21 protein-coding genes are annotated in these 19,916 nt (G+C 42.9%); 10 read left to right on the forward strand and 11 right to left on the reverse strand.

The features are described from left to right. Nucleotides 1–91: 91 nt before the first annotated feature. A complete protein-coding gene (locus DWY55_RS14040) occupies nucleotides 92–2,629 on the reverse strand; it encodes an adenosylcobalamin-dependent ribonucleoside-diphosphate reductase (RefSeq protein ID WP_009037933.1) in 2,538 nt (845 codons plus the stop codon). Between the two features lie 417 nt (nucleotides 2,630–3,046). Here DWY55_RS14040 and DWY55_RS14045 point away from each other — a divergent pair, with 417 nt between their 5' ends. Then, nucleotides 3,047–3,781 carry an NADPH-dependent oxidoreductase gene (locus tag DWY55_RS14045; RefSeq protein WP_044468986.1) on the forward strand — a complete coding sequence of 245 codons (735 nt, stop codon included), beginning with the start codon at nucleotides 3,047–3,049 and terminating at the stop codon, nucleotides 3,779–3,781. Nucleotides 3,782–3,859: 78 nt separating this feature from the next. Here DWY55_RS14045 and dnaA read toward each other — a convergent pair whose 3' ends face one another. From dnaA to DWY55_RS14060, 3 genes are all read right to left on the reverse strand, one after another. Further along, nucleotides 3,860–5,245, reverse strand: a complete 1,386-nt coding sequence (gene dnaA / locus DWY55_RS14050) for a chromosomal replication initiator protein DnaA (RefSeq protein ID WP_061411268.1) — start codon at nucleotides 5,243–5,245, stop codon at nucleotides 3,860–3,862. 351 nt (nucleotides 5,246–5,596) lie between these two features. Next, nucleotides 5,597–6,490 carry an MlaD family protein gene (locus DWY55_RS14055; protein ID WP_005827282.1) on the reverse strand — a complete coding sequence of 298 codons (894 nt, stop codon included), beginning with the start codon at nucleotides 6,488–6,490 and terminating at the stop codon, nucleotides 5,597–5,599. A 13-nt stretch (nucleotides 6,491–6,503) separates the two neighbouring features. After that, nucleotides 6,504–7,739, reverse strand: a complete 1,236-nt coding sequence (locus DWY55_RS14060; protein ID WP_005827280.1) for an N-acetylmuramoyl-L-alanine amidase — start codon at nucleotides 7,737–7,739, stop codon at nucleotides 6,504–6,506. Between the two features lie 200 nt (nucleotides 7,740–7,939). Here DWY55_RS14060 and DWY55_RS14065 point away from each other — a divergent pair, with 200 nt between their 5' ends. The 9 genes from DWY55_RS14065 to DWY55_RS14105 all read left to right on the forward strand — a co-directional run bounded on the left by DWY55_RS14065 (nucleotide 7,940) and on the right by DWY55_RS14105 (nucleotide 16,070). Next, nucleotides 7,940–8,896, forward strand: a complete 957-nt coding sequence (locus DWY55_RS14065) for a transporter (protein WP_117963685.1) — start codon at nucleotides 7,940–7,942, stop codon at nucleotides 8,894–8,896. Nucleotides 8,897–9,074: 178 nt separating this feature from the next. After that, the gene (locus DWY55_RS14070; protein WP_004315367.1) at nucleotides 9,075–10,268 is read left to right on the forward strand and encodes a site-specific integrase; all 1,194 of its coding nucleotides are present in this window, start codon (nucleotides 9,075–9,077) and stop codon (nucleotides 10,266–10,268) included. 111 nt (nucleotides 10,269–10,379) lie between these two features. Then, nucleotides 10,380–11,303, forward strand: coding sequence for a hypothetical protein (locus DWY55_RS14075; protein WP_049702057.1), 924 nt, complete (start codon nucleotides 10,380–10,382; stop codon nucleotides 11,301–11,303). Between the two features lie 131 nt (nucleotides 11,304–11,434). Then, nucleotides 11,435–11,722 carry a helix-turn-helix domain-containing protein gene (locus tag DWY55_RS14080; RefSeq protein ID WP_005802192.1) on the forward strand — a complete coding sequence of 96 codons (288 nt, stop codon included), beginning with the start codon at nucleotides 11,435–11,437 and terminating at the stop codon, nucleotides 11,720–11,722. 5 nt (nucleotides 11,723–11,727) lie between these two features. Next, nucleotides 11,728–12,801 (forward strand): AAA family ATPase, encoded by a 1,074-nt coding sequence (locus DWY55_RS14085; protein ID WP_049702058.1) that lies wholly within the window; start codon nucleotides 11,728–11,730, stop codon nucleotides 12,799–12,801. Between the two features lie 164 nt (nucleotides 12,802–12,965). Further along, complete coding sequence (locus DWY55_RS14090) at nucleotides 12,966–13,931, forward strand: toprim domain-containing protein (RefSeq protein WP_049702059.1); 966 nt, start codon at nucleotides 12,966–12,968, stop codon at nucleotides 13,929–13,931. Nucleotides 13,932–14,076: 145 nt separating this feature from the next. After that, nucleotides 14,077–14,460, forward strand: coding sequence for a MobC family plasmid mobilization relaxosome protein (locus tag DWY55_RS14095; RefSeq protein ID WP_049702060.1), 384 nt, complete (start codon nucleotides 14,077–14,079; stop codon nucleotides 14,458–14,460). Then, nucleotides 14,426–15,346, forward strand: coding sequence for a relaxase/mobilization nuclease domain-containing protein (locus tag DWY55_RS14100; protein WP_049702061.1), 921 nt, complete (start codon nucleotides 14,426–14,428; stop codon nucleotides 15,344–15,346). Before DWY55_RS14095 ends, DWY55_RS14100 begins: the two co-directional genes overlap by 35 nt. A gap of 4 nt (nucleotides 15,347–15,350) precedes the next feature. Then, entirely contained in the window at nucleotides 15,351–16,070 is a 720-nt protein-coding gene (locus DWY55_RS14105) for a hypothetical protein (protein ID WP_004315359.1), read from the forward strand. A gap of 52 nt (nucleotides 16,071–16,122) precedes the next feature. Here the strand turns inward: DWY55_RS14105 and DWY55_RS14110 are convergent, their stop codons facing one another. The 7 genes from DWY55_RS14110 to DWY55_RS14145 form a co-directional block, all read right to left on the reverse strand. Then, on the reverse strand, nucleotides 16,123–16,455 hold the full coding sequence (locus DWY55_RS14110; RefSeq protein WP_008997282.1) for a helix-turn-helix domain-containing protein: 333 nt from the start codon (nucleotides 16,453–16,455) through the stop codon (nucleotides 16,123–16,125). 130 nt (nucleotides 16,456–16,585) lie between these two features. Further along, on the reverse strand, nucleotides 16,586–17,005 hold the full coding sequence (locus DWY55_RS14115; RefSeq protein ID WP_008770715.1) for an RteC domain-containing protein: 420 nt from the start codon (nucleotides 17,003–17,005) through the stop codon (nucleotides 16,586–16,588). Further along, nucleotides 16,959–17,198 (reverse strand): hypothetical protein, encoded by a 240-nt coding sequence (locus tag DWY55_RS14120; RefSeq protein WP_004315356.1) that lies wholly within the window; start codon nucleotides 17,196–17,198, stop codon nucleotides 16,959–16,961. Before DWY55_RS14120 ends, DWY55_RS14115 begins: the two co-directional genes overlap by 47 nt. A 31-nt stretch (nucleotides 17,199–17,229) precedes the next feature. Next, nucleotides 17,230–18,162: a helix-turn-helix transcriptional regulator gene (locus DWY55_RS14125; protein ID WP_004315355.1), complete on the reverse strand. Its 933-nt coding sequence runs from the start codon at nucleotides 18,160–18,162 to the stop codon at nucleotides 17,230–17,232. Further along, nucleotides 18,159–18,785: a Type 1 glutamine amidotransferase-like domain-containing protein gene (locus DWY55_RS14130; protein WP_004315354.1), complete on the reverse strand. Its 627-nt coding sequence runs from the start codon at nucleotides 18,783–18,785 to the stop codon at nucleotides 18,159–18,161. The genes DWY55_RS14125 and DWY55_RS14130 overlap by 4 nt, the downstream gene beginning before the upstream one ends. Before the next feature lie 125 nt (nucleotides 18,786–18,910). After that, entirely contained in the window at nucleotides 18,911–19,105 is a 195-nt protein-coding gene (locus DWY55_RS22590) for a DUF6597 domain-containing transcriptional factor (protein WP_049702064.1), read from the reverse strand. A 506-nt stretch (nucleotides 19,106–19,611) separates the two neighbouring features. Next, nucleotides 19,612–19,887: a hypothetical protein gene (locus tag DWY55_RS14145; protein ID WP_022401417.1), complete on the reverse strand. Its 276-nt coding sequence runs from the start codon at nucleotides 19,885–19,887 to the stop codon at nucleotides 19,612–19,614. Between the last annotated feature and the right edge of the window lie 29 nt (nucleotides 19,888–19,916).

A 19,916-nucleotide genomic window follows, 5' to 3' on the forward strand; every position in this document is an offset into this window, starting at 1 on the left:
TGCAAGTATAGAAATTATTCCTCATAATCATGCAGCTACCGTTATCTAAGTCATTTAAATTCCTATGCAAACGTTTGTGCTTGCCGTGGGATTATCCACAGCGAGAAGCTCCGCACGTCTTGCAGATGAGGCAACCTTCTTGGTAAACCAGTGTTTCGTTACCGCAGTTGGGGCATTTCTTGCCTTTGGCTTCCGTGCCGTCCTGGATGTATTTCTTCAGGGCGCGTTCCACACCGTTCTTCCAGGTGTTGATGTTTTCGCTGTCCAGTTGCAGTGAACCTACCAGCTTGATGACCTGCTCGATAGGCATGCGGTAGCGCAATACACCGGAAATCAGCTTGGCATAGTTCCAATACTCTTTGTTGAACTTCTCGGACAGACCCTCGATGGTGACTTTGTATCCGCGCTTGTTCTCGAACTGGAAGTCGTAACGCTTGTTTCCGTGCTCATCCACATTCTTGATGATGTGGCCCGACACCACATTCTTCGGCAGGATGATGCCTTCATCATCATCCAGCACACCGGTGAATATTTCGTAGGGATGATTGTCCAGCAAGCCGACGAATGCCACCCATTTCTCCTTGTTGTTCTGGAAGCGGACAACGTCTGCATCCAATATTCTGGGACGTGTTTCAACGACCGTAGGCGGTTTGCACGGGGGAAGTTCGGACTTCTTGTCACTCTTGGTAGAGATGAGCACGCCGGAACGCGAACCGTCGCGGTAAACCGTACAGCCCTTGCAGCCGGATTTCCATGCTTCTACATACAGACGGTTCACGAGGTCTTCGTCTACGTCGTTCGGCAGGTTGATGGTTACGCTGATAGAGTGATCCACCCATTTTTGGATACGTCCCTGCATCTTGACTTTCATCAGCCAGTCCACGTCGTTGGAGGTTGCTTTATAATAAGGTGATTTCTCTACCAGGGCATCCACTTCTTCCTGCGTGTAGCGTTTGGCGGGGTTGTATCCTTGTGCTTCCATCCAAGTCACGAACTTGGGGTGGAACACGATATATTCTTCAAAGGCATCTCCGGTTTCGTCGATGAAGTCCACATGGACGTTCGTATCGTTGGGATTCACTTTGCGGCGGCGCTTGTACACGGGCAGGAATACGGGCTCGATACCGGAGGTGGTTTGAGTCATCAGGCTGGTGGTGCCGGTCGGGGCGATGGTCAGACAGGCAATGTTGCGGCGTCCGTACTTCTTCATCTCCTCGTACATTTCCGGGTCAGCTTCACGCAGGCGGTTGATGAACGGGTTGTTCTTTTCGCGTTCTGTATCGTACACCTCGAATGCGCCGCGCTCTTTGGCCATTTCTATGGAGGAGCGATAGGCGTTGAGTGCCACCGTCTTGTGTACTTTCTCCGAGAACTCGGTTGCCTCTTCAGTACCATAACGCAATCCCAGGGCGGCAAGCATGTCGCCTTCTGCCGTGATACCTACACCGGTACGGCGGCCTTGGGCGCTTTTCTTGTAAATCTTCTGCCACAAAACGCGTTCTGTATGTTTTACGTCTTCACTTTCGGGGTCGGCATCTATCTTGCTCATGATGCGCTCTATCTTCTCCAGTTCAAGGTCGATGATATCGTCCATGATGCGTTGGGCCAAAGCTACATGCTTCTTGAATAGCTCAAAGTCAAAGTAGGCGTCCGGCTTGAACGGATTGACCACGTATGAGTAAAGGTTGATGGCGAGCAGACGGCAGGAGTCGTACGGGCACAGTGGAATTTCGCCGCATGGATTGGTGGATACGGTACGGTAGCCCAGGTCTGCATAGCAGTCGGGCACGGATTCCTTTAATATGGTATCCCAGAACAATACACCGGGTTCTGCCGATTTCCATGCATTGTGCACAATCTTTTTCCATAATGCGGATGCGTCAATGTCTTTTTGAAATGCCGGCTCTGTGGCGTCAATCGGATATTGCTGTGTATATGGTTTGCCTTCGATGGCGGCCTGCATGAAGTCGTCGGTCAGTTTTACGGAAACGTTGGCTCCGGTCACTTTGCCCTCAGTCATCTTGGCATCGATGAAGGCTTCCGAGTCGGGGTGTTTGATGGATACGCTGAGCATCAGTGCGCCGCGGCGTCCATCTTGAGCTACTTCGCGTGTAGAGTTTGAATAGCGTTCCATGAAGGGAACCAAGCCGGTGGAGGTCAGTGCCGAGTTCTTTACCGGTGAACCTTTCGGACGGATATGGGATAAGTCGTGTCCCACGCCGCCACGGCGTTTCATCAGCTGTACTTGTTCTTCGTCTATCTTGAAGATGGCACCATAAGAATCCGCTTCGCCGTCCACACCGATAACAAAGCAGTTGGACAGAGAGGCTACCTGATAGTTGTTTCCGATTCCGGTCATCGGGCTTCCTTGCGGAACAATGTACTTGAAGTGGTCGAGTAAGCCGAAAAGTTCCTCTGAACTTAATGGATTGGGGTACTTGGCCTCAATACGGGCTACCTCATTGGCTATTCGCCAATGCATGTCTTCCGGAGACTTTTCGTAAATATTTCCGAAAGAATCTTTGACTGCATATTTGTTTACCCAAACTCTGGCAGCCAACTCGTCGCCTTGGAAGTATTTTAAAGATTCTCCGTAGGCTTCGTCATAAGAATAATTTTTCTTTTCCACAATGTTGTATCTCTTAGGATTAGTTACAAATAAGTAAAGTTGTAGAAGTTGTACTTATCGTTAACAAATGCATTTGCAAAGCTATGAATGTTTTTCAACTTGGCAAAATTAAAATGAATGTTTTTATCAACCGATGTATAGTTTTCTATTGATTGCCATTAATTTATTGGTTTATAATGTTTTAATGATTTGAGTAAACGAATAAGTTTTCCAAAATGGAATTTATTAACAACTTGTTGGGCTGAAAGGTTCTCGGTTTAGTCGAACATAAGGTTACTTTTATCTGCTCGTAAAAATAATAATTGTTCATTTCTTGTTGAAAAGATGTATTTTATTCCGGATATATGATGATAAAAAAAGTGTGAACTCTTGAATGAATTGTTCGTGGATTACATTATCTTTGCAAAAAAAGAAAGAATGGAAAGCTTGAAACAAAGGAGAACAATCCGAAAATACCAGCAGAAGGATATTTCTGCTGATTTGTTAAATGATTTGCTTGAAACCTCTTTCCGGGCTTCTACAGTCGGGAACATGCAGGTTTATAGTGTGATTGTGACGCGTGATGCAGAGCGTAAAGCCAAACTGGCGCCTGCACATTTCAATCAGCCGATGGTTCGGACGGCGCCGGTAGTGCTTACTTTCTGCATAGATTTGCGCCGCTTCAGCAAGTGGTGTGAGCAACGTAAGGCTGAGCCGGGATACAACAACTTTGAGTGGTTTGTGACGGGGGCTGTCGATACCTTGCTGGTGGCACAGACTTTTTGTGTGGCTGCCGAGGAGAAGGGGTTGGGCATTTGCTATCTGGGAACTACCACTTACAACCCTCAGATGATTGTCGAAGCGTTGGAGTTACCGGAATTGGTGTTTCCCATCACGACAGTCACAGTGGGATGGCCTGCCGAACAGCCGGAACAAGTGGACCGTTTGCCGTTGGAGGCCATTGTACACGAAGAGGTTTATCATGATTATACTCCTCAGGACATTGACCGGTTGTATGCCTATAAAGAATCGCTTCCTGAGAACAAGCAGTTCATCTTGGAGAACAATAAGGAAACGCTGGCGCAGGTCTTTACAGATGTGCGTTATACGAAGAAAGACAGTGAGGCAATGTCGGAGAATCTTTGGAAGATAATGAAAAAGCAGGGATTTTGAAAATTAAGGATTAAGGATAAGGGATAAGGGGTTAAGCTAATGCATACTTAGCTGCATTTAATCCCTTATCCTTTATTCTTATCCTTTTTTCAGTGCGGCTTGAATCTCGTCAATTTCCGCACGGAATGATTTGTCTACCTCTTTCAGCTCTTTGATGGTTTTACATGCATGCAATACAGTGGCATGGTCTTTATGTCCAATTAGCGCACCGATTTTTGCAGTAGAGAAGTCTGTATAGTTTTTGGCTAAATACATGGCTATTTGTCGTGCTTGCACCACTTCCCGCTTTCTGGATTTTGTGTGGATGGTGGCAGTTTCCAATCCGAAGTGCTTGCATACGGTGTTGATGATTTCATCGACAGTCACTGCCTTGCTTTCGCTGTTCACTACCTTGCGGACGATACGTTGCGTCAGTTCCAGGTCTATTTCTTTATTGTATATGGTGGAATGCGCCATAATGGAAATGACGATGCCCTCCAGGTCACGTACACTGTCGCCCACGTTCTCTGCAATATAGTCAATCACTTCCTGGGGGAACTGCAGGCCGTCACGGTGTATCTTGTTGCGCAGAATGTTCTTGCGGAGTTCTACGGTAGGTTTCTCCAGCTCAGCCACCATTCCCCATTTAAAACGTGTAATCAGACGCTCTTCCATGCCCTGCAGCAATACCGGTGCACGGTCGGAAGTGAGGATGAGCTGCTTGCCGTTCTGATGCAGATGGTTGAAGATATGGAAGAATGTATTCTGCGTTTTGGTCACGCCGGCAAATTCCTGAATATCATCAATGATTAGAATATCAATGGTCTGGTAGAAGTTGATGAAGTCGTTAGTCGTATTGTTACGTACGGAATCGGTGTATTGCACTTGGAATAGGTGTGCAGATACATACAATACCCTTTTCTCCGGGTATAGTTCCTTGATTTTGGTTCCGATAGCATTGGCAAGATGGGTTTTGCCTACACCTGATGCTCCGTATAGGAATAGCGGATTGAAGATTGTTTTAGCCGGATTGAGAGCGACAGCTTCTGCAACACTGCGCGACAGCTTGTTGCTGTAACCTTCGATGAAGGTTTCAAAGTTGTATTCTGGATTAAGGTGCGGGTCAAGTTCGGGGACGGGAATCTGCGGAATCCTTTTGTCCATCACTTGTTTTTGCGGTATGATGGTGCGCTGTGTAGACTCCAGGTCGACGGTTTTCCGCGAGCTCTTGTCCACCATTACGTTATACATCAATTTAGTTCCCTCACCAATGACCTTATAGAGAGTCTTGCGCAACAAATCAACAAATTTGTCCTCCAAAAACTCATAGAAGAACTGGCTGGGCACTTGTACGACCAGCGTTTTGTCTTCATATTTTAAAGGTATGATGGGAAGAAACCATGTTTTGTATGTCTGCTCCGGAACATTGTCTCTGATGATTTCAAGACAGCGGTTCCACAGCCCGACATGATCTATTTCACTCATAACGGCTATAAATACATTTATTAATTAAGCATAACTTCTACGATTGCAAAATTGGCAATCTTATTCGAGAAAAACAAATCCTTTTTTTCTTGCGTTTTTAGGGAAAGTAATAAGCTCTTTACTTTCAGCTACTTATCGGTTACTATGAGTATACTCCTTATATAAGGTGTCTTGCATTTATCTAATACTTTGTCATATAGTGGTTTATGTAGCTTTGCGTCTCTTGTTTTCCTTCTGTGCCCAGAGCAGGAAAAAGCCCTTTTTCGCTCCTTGTATAGAGCAAATGAGGGCTTTCCTTTTAATTCCTTTATAGACTTATTATTTAGACAAAATCTATATAACGTCCATCTTTTACTTATCTTTCTTGCCGAATAGGGAGAAATGGACGTATCGTTTCGGATGCGATTTCAAGTCTTCCAATAAACTTGCTGCGTTGGCAGTGGTGGCGTTCAGATTATTATATAGAGAAGGGTCGTTTAGCAAAAGTCCGACGGTATTGTCTTTCTGGTTCAATTTGTCTGTAATCATTTTTACATTGTTCAAAGTTGCGTCTACCTTTTGCATGGCGGCAGCATAATCTATCTCCTTTAAGTTGTTGGAAATGAGTGCAAAGTTGTCTCCAATAGTATTGAGCTTGCCGGTCAGTTGTGGAATATCATCCTTCATTAGAGTTTGCAATTGGCGGCTTGTGACGGCCATACTTGCTGTTAAATCTTGTACGTTATGCAAGGTTGCAGGGATGGCGGGGTCGGCCAGTATGACATTTAAGGATGCGAGGATGGAATCCAGCTTGGGCAGCATCTTCTCTACTTGCGGCATCATGGTGGCAACTTTTTCCATCATTCCGTTGTTCAGCACGCCGGGGATTGTGTCTCCAATCTGGTATTTCTCCCGCGGGTTATTGGCAAGCAGCAGGTTCATCTTTACGCCGCCAAGCATTTCGGCTGCCAGTTCTGCCGTACTTCCTTTGGGAATGCGCAGCTCTGGGTCAACATCTATTTCGGCAACGACTTTGCCCGGTTGGGTATAGTCGTAGTACAAGTCGCGGACAATACCCACGCGGAAGCCGTCGGCAAAGACCGGGCTGGATTTTGTCAGCCCATTGACATTCTGGAATTTCACGTAGAAATAGCTGGAGGGCTTGAACATATTTATCCCTTTCAGGTAGTTGATGCCGTATACCAATATGCAAAGTGCAGCTATGCCTGCTATTCCTATTCTAACTTCTTTTGTAATATACTTCATGATGTATCTTTTGTTATTTATTTCTGTTCTTTTTAAATTCGCTGATGGCTGTGTTGACGTTTATCTTTTCTCCATTCTTGAACGCAATGATGAATGCGTCCTTGAATTTGTCCGTAATGCTACGTTTGCTGCGCAGCACCTTGTTGTAATCGGGTGATGCGCCGTACGTATATTTGTAGATTCCGCCTTCTTTATAATAATCCACGTCTTTCAGTCCTTTCAGTCTTTTGTCATTCTTGGCCAGAGGACGTGAAGAAGTGAGTATCTGTATCTTAAACACGATGCCGCTCTGTTCTGTTTGGGAAACGGCTGCATTTTCTGACCTTTGCGGGCGCTGGGCAGCTTGGTTACTCTCCGCTTGAGGTGCATTTTTCTTTTCCGGTGTCGCTGTAGCTGCGTTGCCTTCTTCTTGAACGGGCTCGGGTACATCCTCCGGAAGAATGGTATTGCTGCTTCCGTTCAACCGGATTTCCTGCTCGCGCTTATAGGTGAGGAAAGCGCGGAAGATACCGTTGGCAAGTGAGGTGGTTCCTGCTTCAGTGTTCAGGTACCGTTCCTCTTCCGGTGTGGAGATGAATCCGAGTTCCACCAGTATGCTTGGCATGGCACTGGCCTTCAATACCAGAAAACCTGCCTGGTGCACGCCCCGGTCTGTACGTTTGCAGGTTTGGCGGAAATGCTTTTGTACGAGGGAGGCGAGGTGCACACTCTGTGACATGTATTTGTCTTGCATGAATTCGAAGATGATGTAGGACTCTGCCGAGTTGGGATTGAAGCCGGCATACCGCGTCTTGTAGTCGCTTTCGTAGAGGATAACGGCATTTTCGCGCTTGGCTACTTCCAGATTGGCATCCGATTTTGCCAGACCCAGTGTCCAGGTGGAGGCTCCTTTGGCCGTCCGGTTTTTGGCCAGGGCATTGGTATGTATGGAGATGAACAAATCAGCTTTGGCGTTATTGGCAATTTCAGCGCGCCGGTCCAGGGGGATGAATATGTCCCGGTCCCGCGTATAGATAACTTTTACATCAGGGCAGTTCTTCTTGATTTGTTTGCCAAGTTTGAGTGCTACATTCAGGTTGATATTCTTCTCTTTGGAAATTTTTCCCACTGCACCCGGGTCGTGTCCACCGTGTCCGGGGTCTATAACGACAACAAAGTCTTTCGCTTCAGCGCTGCCACTGCAAAAGGGGGAGATAAGCAGCCCTAAGCATATACTTATATATAATATGTATCGTCTGTATAGTTTCATATAATTGTAGCAAAGACAATGCTTCCTTTTCGCTTGGCAAATGTAGTGGAAATTTATAGAAAACTAATGGATTATGTTCAGTTTTATTGTTCTTCTTCTCATTTTTAGTGGAATTAATGTCTGTGTTTGAGCAATTAGTGGCTTAATGTATTGATAATATGCGTAACTTTGCGGTGGATAATTAAAATAGCAAATCAAGTATGCTGGTTCGTTTTATAAAGAACTGGACGTTGCCTTTGGCAATGCTTGCCGGTACTTTGGGATATTTCTTTTTTGCAGACATTCCTTTTGTGGCGCCTGCCAAACCTTATGTGAATGGGTTAGTGGCTTTCCTGACTCCGCTTTTGATTTTTTCCCAACTTCTGCTCACTTTCTGCAAGGTGGAGGTGCATGAACTGAAACCCAAATCGTGGCATGGATGGTTACTGCTGTTCCAGACGGTTTCTTGCTTGATTGTTGCGGTATTGTTGGTGTGTTGCCCTATGGAGGAGGTCTACCGGGAAGTGTTTGAAGGTGCGATGGTCTGCCTCATTTGTCCCACTGCGACTGCTGCGGCTGTCATTACCGGTAAACTGGGTGGAAGCGCATCCAGCCTGACGACCTATACGTTGTTGTCCAATCTTCTGGCGGCTGTGGCTGTTCCTTTGGTTTTCCCGTTGGTGGAGCCTCATGCTGACATTACTTTTTTTGTTGCATTCCTGAAAATTCTGAGTAAAGTCTTTCCATTGCTGCTTTGTCCTTTCTTGCTGGCATGGTTTCTGCGTGCGTTTGTGCCGAAGGTGCATCATTTTCTGTTGGGTTTCCATGATGCAGCCTTCTATTTGTGGGCGGTAGCTCTTGCCATTGTCTCAGGGCAGACGGTACGTTCATTGGTCAATAGTGATGCACCGGTATTTGTTGAACTGCTGATAGCCCTGGCGGGACTGATAACCTGCTGTATACAATTCTATTTGGGAAAGAGAATCGGCGGTCATTATGGTGAGCGCATCAGTGGAGGGCAGGCGCTGGGGCAAAAGAATACGGTGCTTGCCATCTGGATGGCATATACTTATCTTAATCCGTTATCTTCCGTCGGTCCGGGATCGTATGTGCTGTGGCAGAACATCATCAACAGCTGTCAGTTGTGGAAAAAGAGAAAAAATGAGATAAAATATTAAATATAAGATATTGGTATTTAGTATTTTATGTTTATTGAGTGTAATTTCCTTTATTTTCCTTGTTTTCTTGTTTAGTCTAATAAATGCCTTTATTTTGTTACTATTTTGTTACCCGTATTCATTGGAGTAACAAAACAAATCGCTATATTTGTATCGGTAACAAAATAAGAACATAATTATGGCGAAGAAAAAACAAGAAGTTAAATTGAAAGAACCTGTAAGGATTAGATTCAAGCAGCTTGCCAATGGCAACCAGTCTATTTATTTGGACTATTATACAGGTGATGTTATTAGAAAAGAAAATTATGTTGGCGGTAAACGGCAATATGAATTTTTGAAGTTGTACCTTATACCCGAAAAAACGAGGGAGGATAAGGCGAAGAACGAAGCTACATTGGCTCTTGCAAAAGCGATTCAGAGTAAGAGGATAGTGGAGTTACAAAATGATGCACACGGTTTTCAGAACACCAACAAGTCAAAAGCGAATGTGATTGATTATTTAATGAACATGAGAAGCCAATCTAAAGAACGTGGCAGCTTGAACTATGAAAAGACTGTTGGTAATACCATCCGTGAACTAAAGTTGTTCAGAGGGGATTACATAGCTTTTCGTGATATAGATAAGGACTTCTTAAATAGCTTTGTGGATTTCTTGAAACAAGCGAAGAAAGCAAGCAAGTTTGGTTTGTTAAAGGCTGGGGGTGTATTAAGTAATAATTCCGTTATTGCTTACTATGGGGTGCTGCGTACCGCTATAAATAGAGCCTATAAAGAGGGGATTATTACGGTCAATCCAACGAAAGAGTTTGATTTTGCCAGTAAGGTAAAAGCGGAAGTCAGCCGCAGGGAGTATTTGACAATAGAGGAATTGAAGCGGCTTATCGGGACAGAGTGCAAGTATGAGATAATGAAACAAGCCTTTCTTTTCAGTTGTTTGTGTGGGCTGCGTGTAAGCGATATAAGAAAATTGAAGTGGAACGATTTGCAGAAAAGCGGTGAAAGAATAAGAATTGAAATAAAGATGCAGAAAACAAAAGAACCGCTTTATCTGCCTATATCCGATGAAGCGTTAAAGTGGTTGCCGCAACAAAATGAAGCAAAAGGCGATGATTTGATTTTTCCTTTGACGCATGAGGGAACTATAAATAAAATACTTCAAAAATGGGCGAAAGACGCAGGGATTATTAAGCATATCTCGTTTCATGTTGCCCGGCATACCCATGCTACCATGATGCTTACATTGGGGGCTGACTTGTACACAGTTAGCAAATTGTTAGGACATAAAAATATTGCCACAACTCAAATTTATGCGAAGATTGTCGATAAGAAAAAAGAAGAAGCTATAAGTTTGATACCGAATTTGACGGACTGATTTAAAAAGAAAGTATGGTTATATCACAGTTACCGTACTTTCTTTCTTTTTTTGTCTTTGTTTAGCCGGAAAAATATATCTTTGTTTCTACTAACTGAAACATAGATTATTATGACAGAAGAAGAACTGAAAATAAAATTCGACCATATACAAGGTATATTCAATCGCTGTATCAATCATGCCAGCCAAGTTATGATAGATAATATTGCCTCTAAGTCCTTATATTTCGACGCAGAACAGGCTGATAAACTGGAACAGCAAGAATATGTTCGTACCACTGATGAGTTGGTGCAGTTATATATTCGTTATTCTGTGTTGAATGATATTCAATATTTTTATTCTGTATCTGATTTCTTTTGGGAAAGCGGTTTTTATGAATCCTTGAAATCCGATGAGAAAAGAAAATACATGTCGTTTAATCCTCTTTCATTTGATTATTCCCGGTATGAGCAAGATAATACGGTTTATGATGAAGAACTGCCTTATTTTTCTGTAATAGTTAAAACTGTTGTATTGGAAAAATATTCTGCGTACTTGCGAAAAAAGAAAGAAAGTAAGGTGCAAGCGGAAATGCAGCCACAACAGAAAGAGCCGCAACCAATTCAAGATAAATGCCAAGAGCCTAAAATTATCTCCCATATTGCTGAAACAGAAAATCCGTTTAAGTCTATTTTAAACGACAGACAAATAGCATTGTTGGTGGATTGTATCAATGAAGTGGAAATTTTCAATGCTCCTATGACTTTTGAAGATTTGAAAGCAATACTTTCCTGTAAGCCAAAAGTTATATTTAGGTCTAATAACAACAGGCAGGTAGCTTTTCTTTTTTCGGAATTAAGCAATCGTGGTTTGATAACACCTAACTGGCAATCTGTTATAGCAAAGAATAAGTTGTTTGTTACGAAGAATATAAAGAAAGATAAATATCTGAATCAAGGTGATTTAGCCACAGCCGCCAATTATGTAAAAGGGGTGGAACATGAAAAAGATTATGTAACCATCAGCAATTATATCAAACAACTGAAAAAACTTTAAGAATAGGTTAATACCTCAAACATAGCTTAATCCACTATCAAGCTATTCCTCAATACTTTTGCCCCCGTAATCGATTACAAGAAACTGGAGGGCATGCACTCCATATTGTCTAACGCAAATACTTTTGTTATATGGAAACAAGTATTGAGAAGCGAGTTGCAGAACTCGAAAATTTAGTGTTCCTTTCAAAGAATGTGCTTAGTTTTGATGAAGCGAGCAAGTTCTTGAACCTTTCAAAAAGTTACCTGTACAAGCTGACTTCGGGTAACTTGATACCCCATTACAAGCCGCAGGGCAAAATGCTTTATTTTGAGAAAGCGGAATTAGAAGCGTGGTTGCGTCAGAACCCGGTGAAGACGCAGGCGCAGATAGAGCAGGAAGCGCAGAAATATATCCTTAACCGTCCCTTAAAGAAATAGCGGCTATGGAAAATAGAAAAGCGACAGAAGCCGGGCAGGATGTCACCATGCAGAAAGAGGATTTTGCAGCCCTTTGGAAAACCATCCATCTAAAGGTGACGGACACTTACGAAGTGCCGCCCGAAATACTCTGGGTGAACGGCTCTACCATTGGCACGCTGGGTAATTTCAGCGCATCCACAGGAAAAGCCAAGAGCAAAAAGACATTCAACATTTCCGCCATCGTTGCGGCAGCGTTGAAGAATGACGAGGTACTGAAGTATTCGGCATATCTGCCACCGAACAAGCGGAAAATCCTCTATGTAGATACCGAGCAGAGCAAATACCATTGCCATAAGGTCATGGAGCGTATTTTGCGACTTGCCGGACTGCCTACCGACAAGGACAGGGACGATTTTGTTTTCATCGTGCTAAGGGAGCAGACCCCCGACAAGCGGAAACAGATTATCGGCTATATGCTTGAAAATATGCCCGATGTGGGGTTGCTCATCATTGACGGAATCCGTGACTTGATGTATGACATCAACAGCCCCAGCGAATCAACCGACCTAATCAACCTCTTGATGCGCTGGTCAAGCGGATATAACCTGCATATCCACACTGTACTGCATTTGAATAAGGGGGATGACAACACAAGGGGGCATATCGGTACGGAACTGAACAACAAGGCTGAAACCGTCCTGCAAATCACGAAAAGCCAGCAGGACGGCAACATAAGCGAGGTAAAGGCGATGCACATACGTGACCGGGAATTTGACCCGTTCGCATTCCGTATCAATGACAACGCTTTACCCGAAATCGTGGATGATTATGTATTCCAACAACCTAAGCAGGACAGGAACTTTTCGCTTGCGGAACTGACTGAACGGCAACACCGGGAAGCGTTGGAGAACGGTTTCGGCAAGCAGGTGGTACAAGGCTATTCCAATGTCATAGCGGCATTGAAACAGGGTTATGCGAGTATCGGTTACGAGCGTGGACGCAATGTTCTTGTGTCGCTTAACAAGTTTCTTGTGAACAAGCGCATGATTGTGAAAGAGGGCAAGGGCTACCGCTATAATCCCGATTTCCATTATTAAAAGTCAGTTTGGTTTAGTCCGGGTGTATATACAAGAGGAACGGACTTACTATTTCCCTGTATCGGAACAGGCAGGTTTAGTATGGTACGGGTGTATATATAACGGACTAAACAGGACTGGCGCACTTTTCAACTATTTTTTTTATCCCCAAAAAAGAAAATGTTATGAACATCGAAGATGTGAAACAAATACCCATCGCAGACTATCTGCACAGTTTAGGTTACTCTCCTGTCAAGCAGCAGGGTAACGGTTTATGGTACAAATCACCGTTAAGGGAGGAACACGAACCGTCTTTCAAGGTGAACACTGACCGCAACCTTTGGTATGACTTTGGCGCAGGCAAGGGCGGTAACATCATCGCACTGGCAAAGGAACTCTATTGTTCCGACAGCCTGCCATACCTTTTAAACCGGATAGCGGAACAGACACCGCACGTCCGTCCGGTCAGTTTTTCTTTTCCCCAGCGTAGGACAGAACCGAGCTTCCAGCATTTGGAAGTCCGTGACCTTACCCATCCGGCATTGCTCCGTTACTTGCAGGGACGGGGTATCAATGTCGAACTGGCAAAAAGAGAATGTAAGGAACTCCATTTTACCAATAATGGCAGACCGTTCTTTGCTATCGGTTTCCCGAACATGGCAGGAGGTTACGAGGTTCGCAATTCCTTTTTCAAAGGCTGCATCGCCCCGAAAGACATCACCCATATACGGCAGCAGGGAGAGCCGAGGGAGAAGTGTTTGGTGTTCGAGGGTTTCATGGACTACCTCTCTTTCCTTACGCTCCGCATGAGGAACTGTCCGACCATACCCGACCTTGACAGGCAGGATTATGCCATTCTTAACTCTACCGCCAATGTGTCGAAAGCCATTGACGTGCTGTACCCGTATGAACGCATCCACTGTATGCTTGACAATGACAAGGCTGGATATGAAGCGACACGGGCTATCGAATTGGAATACCCCTACCGTGTGCGTGACTTCTCGCACAATTATAGGGGATATTCGGACTTGAACGATTATCTGTGCGGCAGGAAGCAGGAACAGAAAAACGCAGCCAGCCAAGTGCAGGAAACGAAGCAGGAAACCGGACAACGTGCCGCCCCAAGACAAAAGAGAGGCAGGGGCATTTAATCCGGCAGGACTACCAACGGCTGGCGGTTTATTTGGAGAGCAAGGTTATGTTTCGGTAAACCGAAACTACCTTGCTTTGCTCACCGCAAAGAAAATTTCTCCCGTTGGTCGCAATTTTTAAGATACCATTTAAATGTAAAAACCTATGACGAATATAAAGGATAAGCCGGGGGGACGTCCGGCAAAGAAACGGATAGAGAAGCAGCAACGGGTTGTCAGTACGAAACTGACCGAGTTGCAGTATTACGCCATCAGAAAGCGAGCCGGGGAAGCTGGGTTACGTGTCAGTGAGTATGTAAGGCAGGCGGTTGTTTCGGTAGAGGTCATACCCCGGCTGAACAGGCAGGATGCGGACACCATCCGCAAACTGGCAGGGGAAGCCAACAACATCAACCAGTTGGCGCACCGGGCGAATGCCGGAGGTTTCGCACTGGTGGCGGTGGAACTGGTGAAGCTCAAAAACCGGATTATTGAAATCATAAACCATTTGTCAGATGATTGGAAAAATAAAAAAGGGAAGCGGGTTTAAGGGCTGTGTGAACTATGTGCTTGGCAAGGAGCAGGCGGTTTTGCTTCATGCGGACGGGGTTCTGACTGAAAGCCGGGGAGATATAATCCACAGCTTCTGTATGCAGACCGGGATGAATCCCGACTTGAAAAAGCCTGTCGGACATATTGCGTTGAGTTATTCGGCAGTGGATGCGCCCAAATTGACAGATGGGAAGATGGTACAGCTTGCGCAGGAGTATATGCGTGAAATGAAAATCACCGATACGCAGTATATCATCGTGCGCCATCAAGACCGGGAACACCCACATGTGCATATCGTGTTCAACCGCATAGACAATAACGGCAAGACCATTTCGGACAGGAACGACATGTATCGTAACGAACAGGTATGCAAGAAGCTGAAAGCCAAACACGGGCTTTATTTCGCCGAGGGAAAAGAGCAGGTGAAGCAGCACCGATTGAAAGAGCCGGACAAATCAAAATACGAGATTTACACGGCTGTGAAAAATGAAATCGGCAAATCCCGTAACTGGCAGCAGTTGCAGCACAGGTTAGCGGAAAAGGGTATCACTATCCAGTTCAAACGAAAGGGACAGACTGACGAGATACAGGGCATATCCTTTTCCAAAGGCGAATACACGTTCAAGGGGTCGGAGATAGACCGCAGTTTCAGTTTTTCCAAACTGGATAAATGTTTCGGGGATGCAGGAATGAATGTTGCCGAAAGCCAACGGCAAACAACTTTCGCACCCGTTCGGGAACAAGCACCTGCACCGGACAAGGCTGACAGTCCGTTGATAACAGGTTCACTCGGTCTGTTTTCTGCTTCTTCTCCCCCAGTGGATGAAGAACCTAATTTTAATTTGAGAAAGAAGAAGAAAAAGAAAAAACAACTTAAACAGTAAAGACATGGAAGATAATTTGATTTTAGAGGGGCTTCTCTCTATGGTTACGGAACTGAAAGAGAAGCAGGAAGCACAGGCAACGCCAGCCAGTCGGGAGGAAACTCTCGAACGGCTGGGAGCAATCGAACAAGCGTTGTCGGAACTGCACAGTAATTCGGCTGTTCCCGAAGAAAAGTTGCGGGTTATTCAAAGCCAACTTGACGACATAAGGAGCAGGATGCAAGGTCAGCAGAAGAACATAGAGGACACCAAGAAAATAACATTGGAAACCTACCGTTGTTTCAAGGTAATGATTGATACTTTGGGCTCTTGCAAGACGGATAAAGAGGAAGCTACGCCCTTACCGTTCTATCAACGGATTTACAACAAGGTCGCTTCTTGGATTCGTCCGGGATTGTTTGTTTTTTCGGCAGTGCTGGTCGTCTGTTCCGTTTCCATATTCTTGAATGTCCGTTTGGCTGAACGTATGCAGCAGTTGCAGGACAACGATATGAAATACCGCTATTTGCTGATGCAAGGACAGGCAGACGGGGAAACTTTTGATATGCTGGAAAACAAGTTCAAGTGGCAACGGGATAACGGTTTTATCCGAAGTTTGACCGATTCAGTGATGGATTTTGAATATCGCATCCAAAAGCAGGCGGAAGCACTGGAACGTGCAAGGCTGTTGAATGAGCAAGCCGAACAGCTAAAGAAAGAAGCCGATAAGTTGGGTAAGCCATAAACGGGGAAAGTCGGAACAGATGAAGTACATTCACCGTTCCGGCTTTTCAGATTCACTTCTTTTTCTTCGTACAGTGTTCTTTCTCGAACTGGCGTAGCGTGGTGACGCTGAACCGTTCTTTAATAAACTCCCGGACATCGGAAGCCTTGTAATACACTTTTCCGCTGATAGTGAAGTAAGGCAGCGCACCGATAGCCCGGTAGCGTTGCAGAGTTTTGATACTTACTTTGAATAATAAACACAAGTCTTGATTATCCAATAGGTTGTCATCTTCGGGTAGTACCTTGTCCGCATTGCGTAGTACCCGTACATCCTTGCAGAGTTCTTCCAGCTTGGCGTACAGCTTCTGCATCCATACGCTGAAATCGTCATTGTCTATATACATGATTGCTTCATTTTTCTGATTATACATTCTTGTCTGTCAATCAATTGATGAAGCAAAGTTCAGAAAATAGGCGCAAAGAAATTACGGGGGAACTAATGGAATCCCCTATAAATAAATCATAAGTCACTGATTATCTATATCCTTTCTTGTCATGTTCCTTTTTGATAAGTTCTACCAATCCATTAAGAAACCCGGTCAGTTTGCCCGGCTTTCGTTTTATCACGTCCTCATGTTTTTGGTAACAGTCGCCTATCTTGATGTTGAACAGCCATTCAAAGGCTTTCGCCAAGTCCACCAAGTAGGCGGGCTTGCCGTTCTGATACACGATGTTTTTGGAGAGGAACAGACCGCTTACCATTTCCATGATGTTGATAAGGGTTGTCTTGTCTGCGAGATAGAGAGGGGAAAGGGGCTGTTTGTTGATACGTTGCTGTAGCTGTTCCGGGTATTTGATGCGCCACTCGATAAGGCGTATTTCAGTGTTCAAAAGTCCTATCGCTTCATCAATTAGATGCAGATGGGGCATTTTTTTCTTGCTCAAACCGTACACGATACGATTTAAGACGGTGCAAACCAAAGGAAAAATAACGTAGTAAAACGTTGTAATCCTGCTCATTGATACTAAAATTGGCTACATGGGTCGCCAATTCTTCGATAGCTTCTGCAAATTCAGATGCAGACACTTTACGTTGTGAGCATTCCGACAATAAGCGGAAAAATCTTTGGTCGAATATTTTTTTCATTGAGTCGATTAAAAATACTATTTGACAGCAATCAAATAGAAATGTTATTGATAATATTTTTAACTTCATATTTTAAAGAATCTGGTCTTATTATAGTTGCACTATCTGCAAAAGACAGATACCAATGTGCAAACTTACTGATTGAAAATGTTAGAAAATGAAGTTCAAACATATCCCCTATCTCTTTCTCAGATGTTAATCCGTAATAATATTTATCATCATTCATTATGGAAGTTTTATTCTTTTCTATTCTTATAACGATTTCATGTAATTTTTCTTTATCATAAAACTCGCGTATGAATTTTTCCAAAGGAGGATGCTCCCGTGATTGTAATTCATTAAGAATGTGCATTTTTTGAATTCTATCTATCCGAAATGTAAGATAGATTTCTTTGGGAAGATAAAAGCCTATTAGATACCAGTTAGTTCTCGAAAAGAAAATTCCAACAGCTTCAATCTTTCGTTCTGAAACACTTAACGCATTACTTCCCAAATAAGATATTTCAATAATTCTTTTTTGGTATATACTTTGTAAAATAAGTAAAAGAATATCAGGTTTATAGGTAGATGATTTATAAGTATCCAATACAGACATGCACTTTTCCATTGTTTCTAACATATTTTTGTCTGCAAAACGCATGACAGACCTAATCTTTTCTATTCCAGACTTATAATGTTCGTTGCTATTTGAATCAGTTAGTTCATGTACTAATTTCTCTGCAATCAAAAAGGACAAAGCCTCTTTTTGAGTAAACATTAGAGGAGATAATTTGAATCCTTCTGCAAGTGAATAACCAATACCGGGATTTCCTATGATAGGAATGCCTGCCTCTTCCAATGTTCTTATATCTCGATATACAGTGCGAATGCTTATATTAAAACGTTCTGAAATTTGCTGTGCTTTCACTAACGAGTGCGATTGTAACTGAATCAATATAGCAGAAATACGGTCTATTCTATTCATTTTGCATCTTTAATTTGAATATTTGAATCTTCAATAATAACAGCTTGTTTATTACTTATAGGAATAAGCTGCAACTTCTCATTATATAGTTGAACTATCTTTTCACCTTTTTTCTTGAATGGAAAATTTCCATAATGGGGAATCGTATAAAAATCGACCAAATCTAAAGAAGTACAGTCTTTCAATTCAGGAGCCTTTTCTATTGGATCAAAATTCACACTTCTCATATATTCTGCATCGGGAGAGGCTATTATTGCTCCGGCAGATTCCCCAATATACAGTTTACCCAATTTCACTTGTTTAGATATAATTTTATCAACACCTTTTCTTTTTAACTCTTGCAAAAGGAAAAATGTATTTCCACCTGTTATGTAGATATAATCGCATTTATGTAATATAGAAGATATTTCCTCTTTGGGCAGTTGGGTAATCTCGACTTCTTCAACAATCATTCCTGCTTCTTCTAAAGCCTTTTTCCCCTTTTTTACATAGAATCGTATTGGTTCTGTAAGGCTTGCAGTTGGTATAAAAGCTATAATTTTCCCTTGCAAATCTTCTTTGGCACAATCGACAAATAGATTAGCAACATCAGCAAATGATGAGCATAAAAATAATCTTTTCATATTCTATAATATTAAGTTGAATACTTTTTGATACAAAGATAGCGTCTTCTATGACAGCCCTATGTCAGTAAGTCTAAATATTGAAGAGTTTTTTTCATCAAAACAATCCATTATTGAAATTTACCCTATTTGTAATGTGGCTGCGTTCCCTTATGAAAAGAAGAAATAATTTTGTTCCCTTTATGAAAAACAAGTGCTACACAACCTGCCGGGATAGAACGTTGAAAGCCTTGCTTTACATCATCTATCCTTAAAAACCAATATTGCTTTATATAAGGAGCGAGCAATTTGGTAGGTTGTATTACTTGAATTTTCTCCATTCTGTTTTAATTATCAAACAAAAGTAAGATTTCTTAGATAGATATTAGGTGTAAAAAAGGGACATTCTAATTAAAACATCCAAATATCTGTTGCCTAAATCATTCAAAGTTCTCTGCATTGGAAGATATGTCATAGATAAGTTGAAAAAGTTATTATAAACACAAGTTTAGTTTGTGTTTTTGTCTATATATCCAAAACGGACTAAACTAATTTCTATTGACAGCAAATTATATATGCTGGCGAAAAGAAAAACAGTATTCTTCTTTTCGCCAGTTTTGCTTTTATGGTTAGAGAGCTTTTGTTACCTTTGCACATGAAGCCCACCGCAAAGCGATTTCTTCGTTTTTTTGTTACTATTTTGTTACCCACTATTAGTAATAGGTGGGCTTTTGCTTTGATAATCAGAGTTATATTATGCTGTATGTATAATATGTGGCAAAACATCATCAATAGTTATCAGCTGTGGAAGAAAAGGAAAAATGAGACGGAATAACTGCTGAGTATTTTACATCTTATTTGCTTTATGGACATAGAGGGTGGTTGCAACAATTATCAGTACAAATGCCATAATGAGGAATATTATCCGGATAAGACGATGTTTTGAAAATAGGTTGGCCATGCAGGCAGAAGCCACGCTGAAACGGGCTATTATAGAATCAATTGTGGCGTTTTCGAAAAAGACTGATGCAATACTCCATAGTGCAATAATGGTTAATATAGCATTGGCTGATAAACAAAGAATTTTATCAAGTGGCATTCTAAATACTTTTCTTGTTCTCATATATAGGACTCTATGTTTAACTCCTTTCA

This window comes from Bacteroides sp. AF25-38AC (genome assembly GCF_003602995.1).
Taxonomy (GTDB): Bacteria; Bacteroidota; Bacteroidia; order Bacteroidales; family Bacteroidaceae; genus Bacteroides; species Bacteroides uniformis.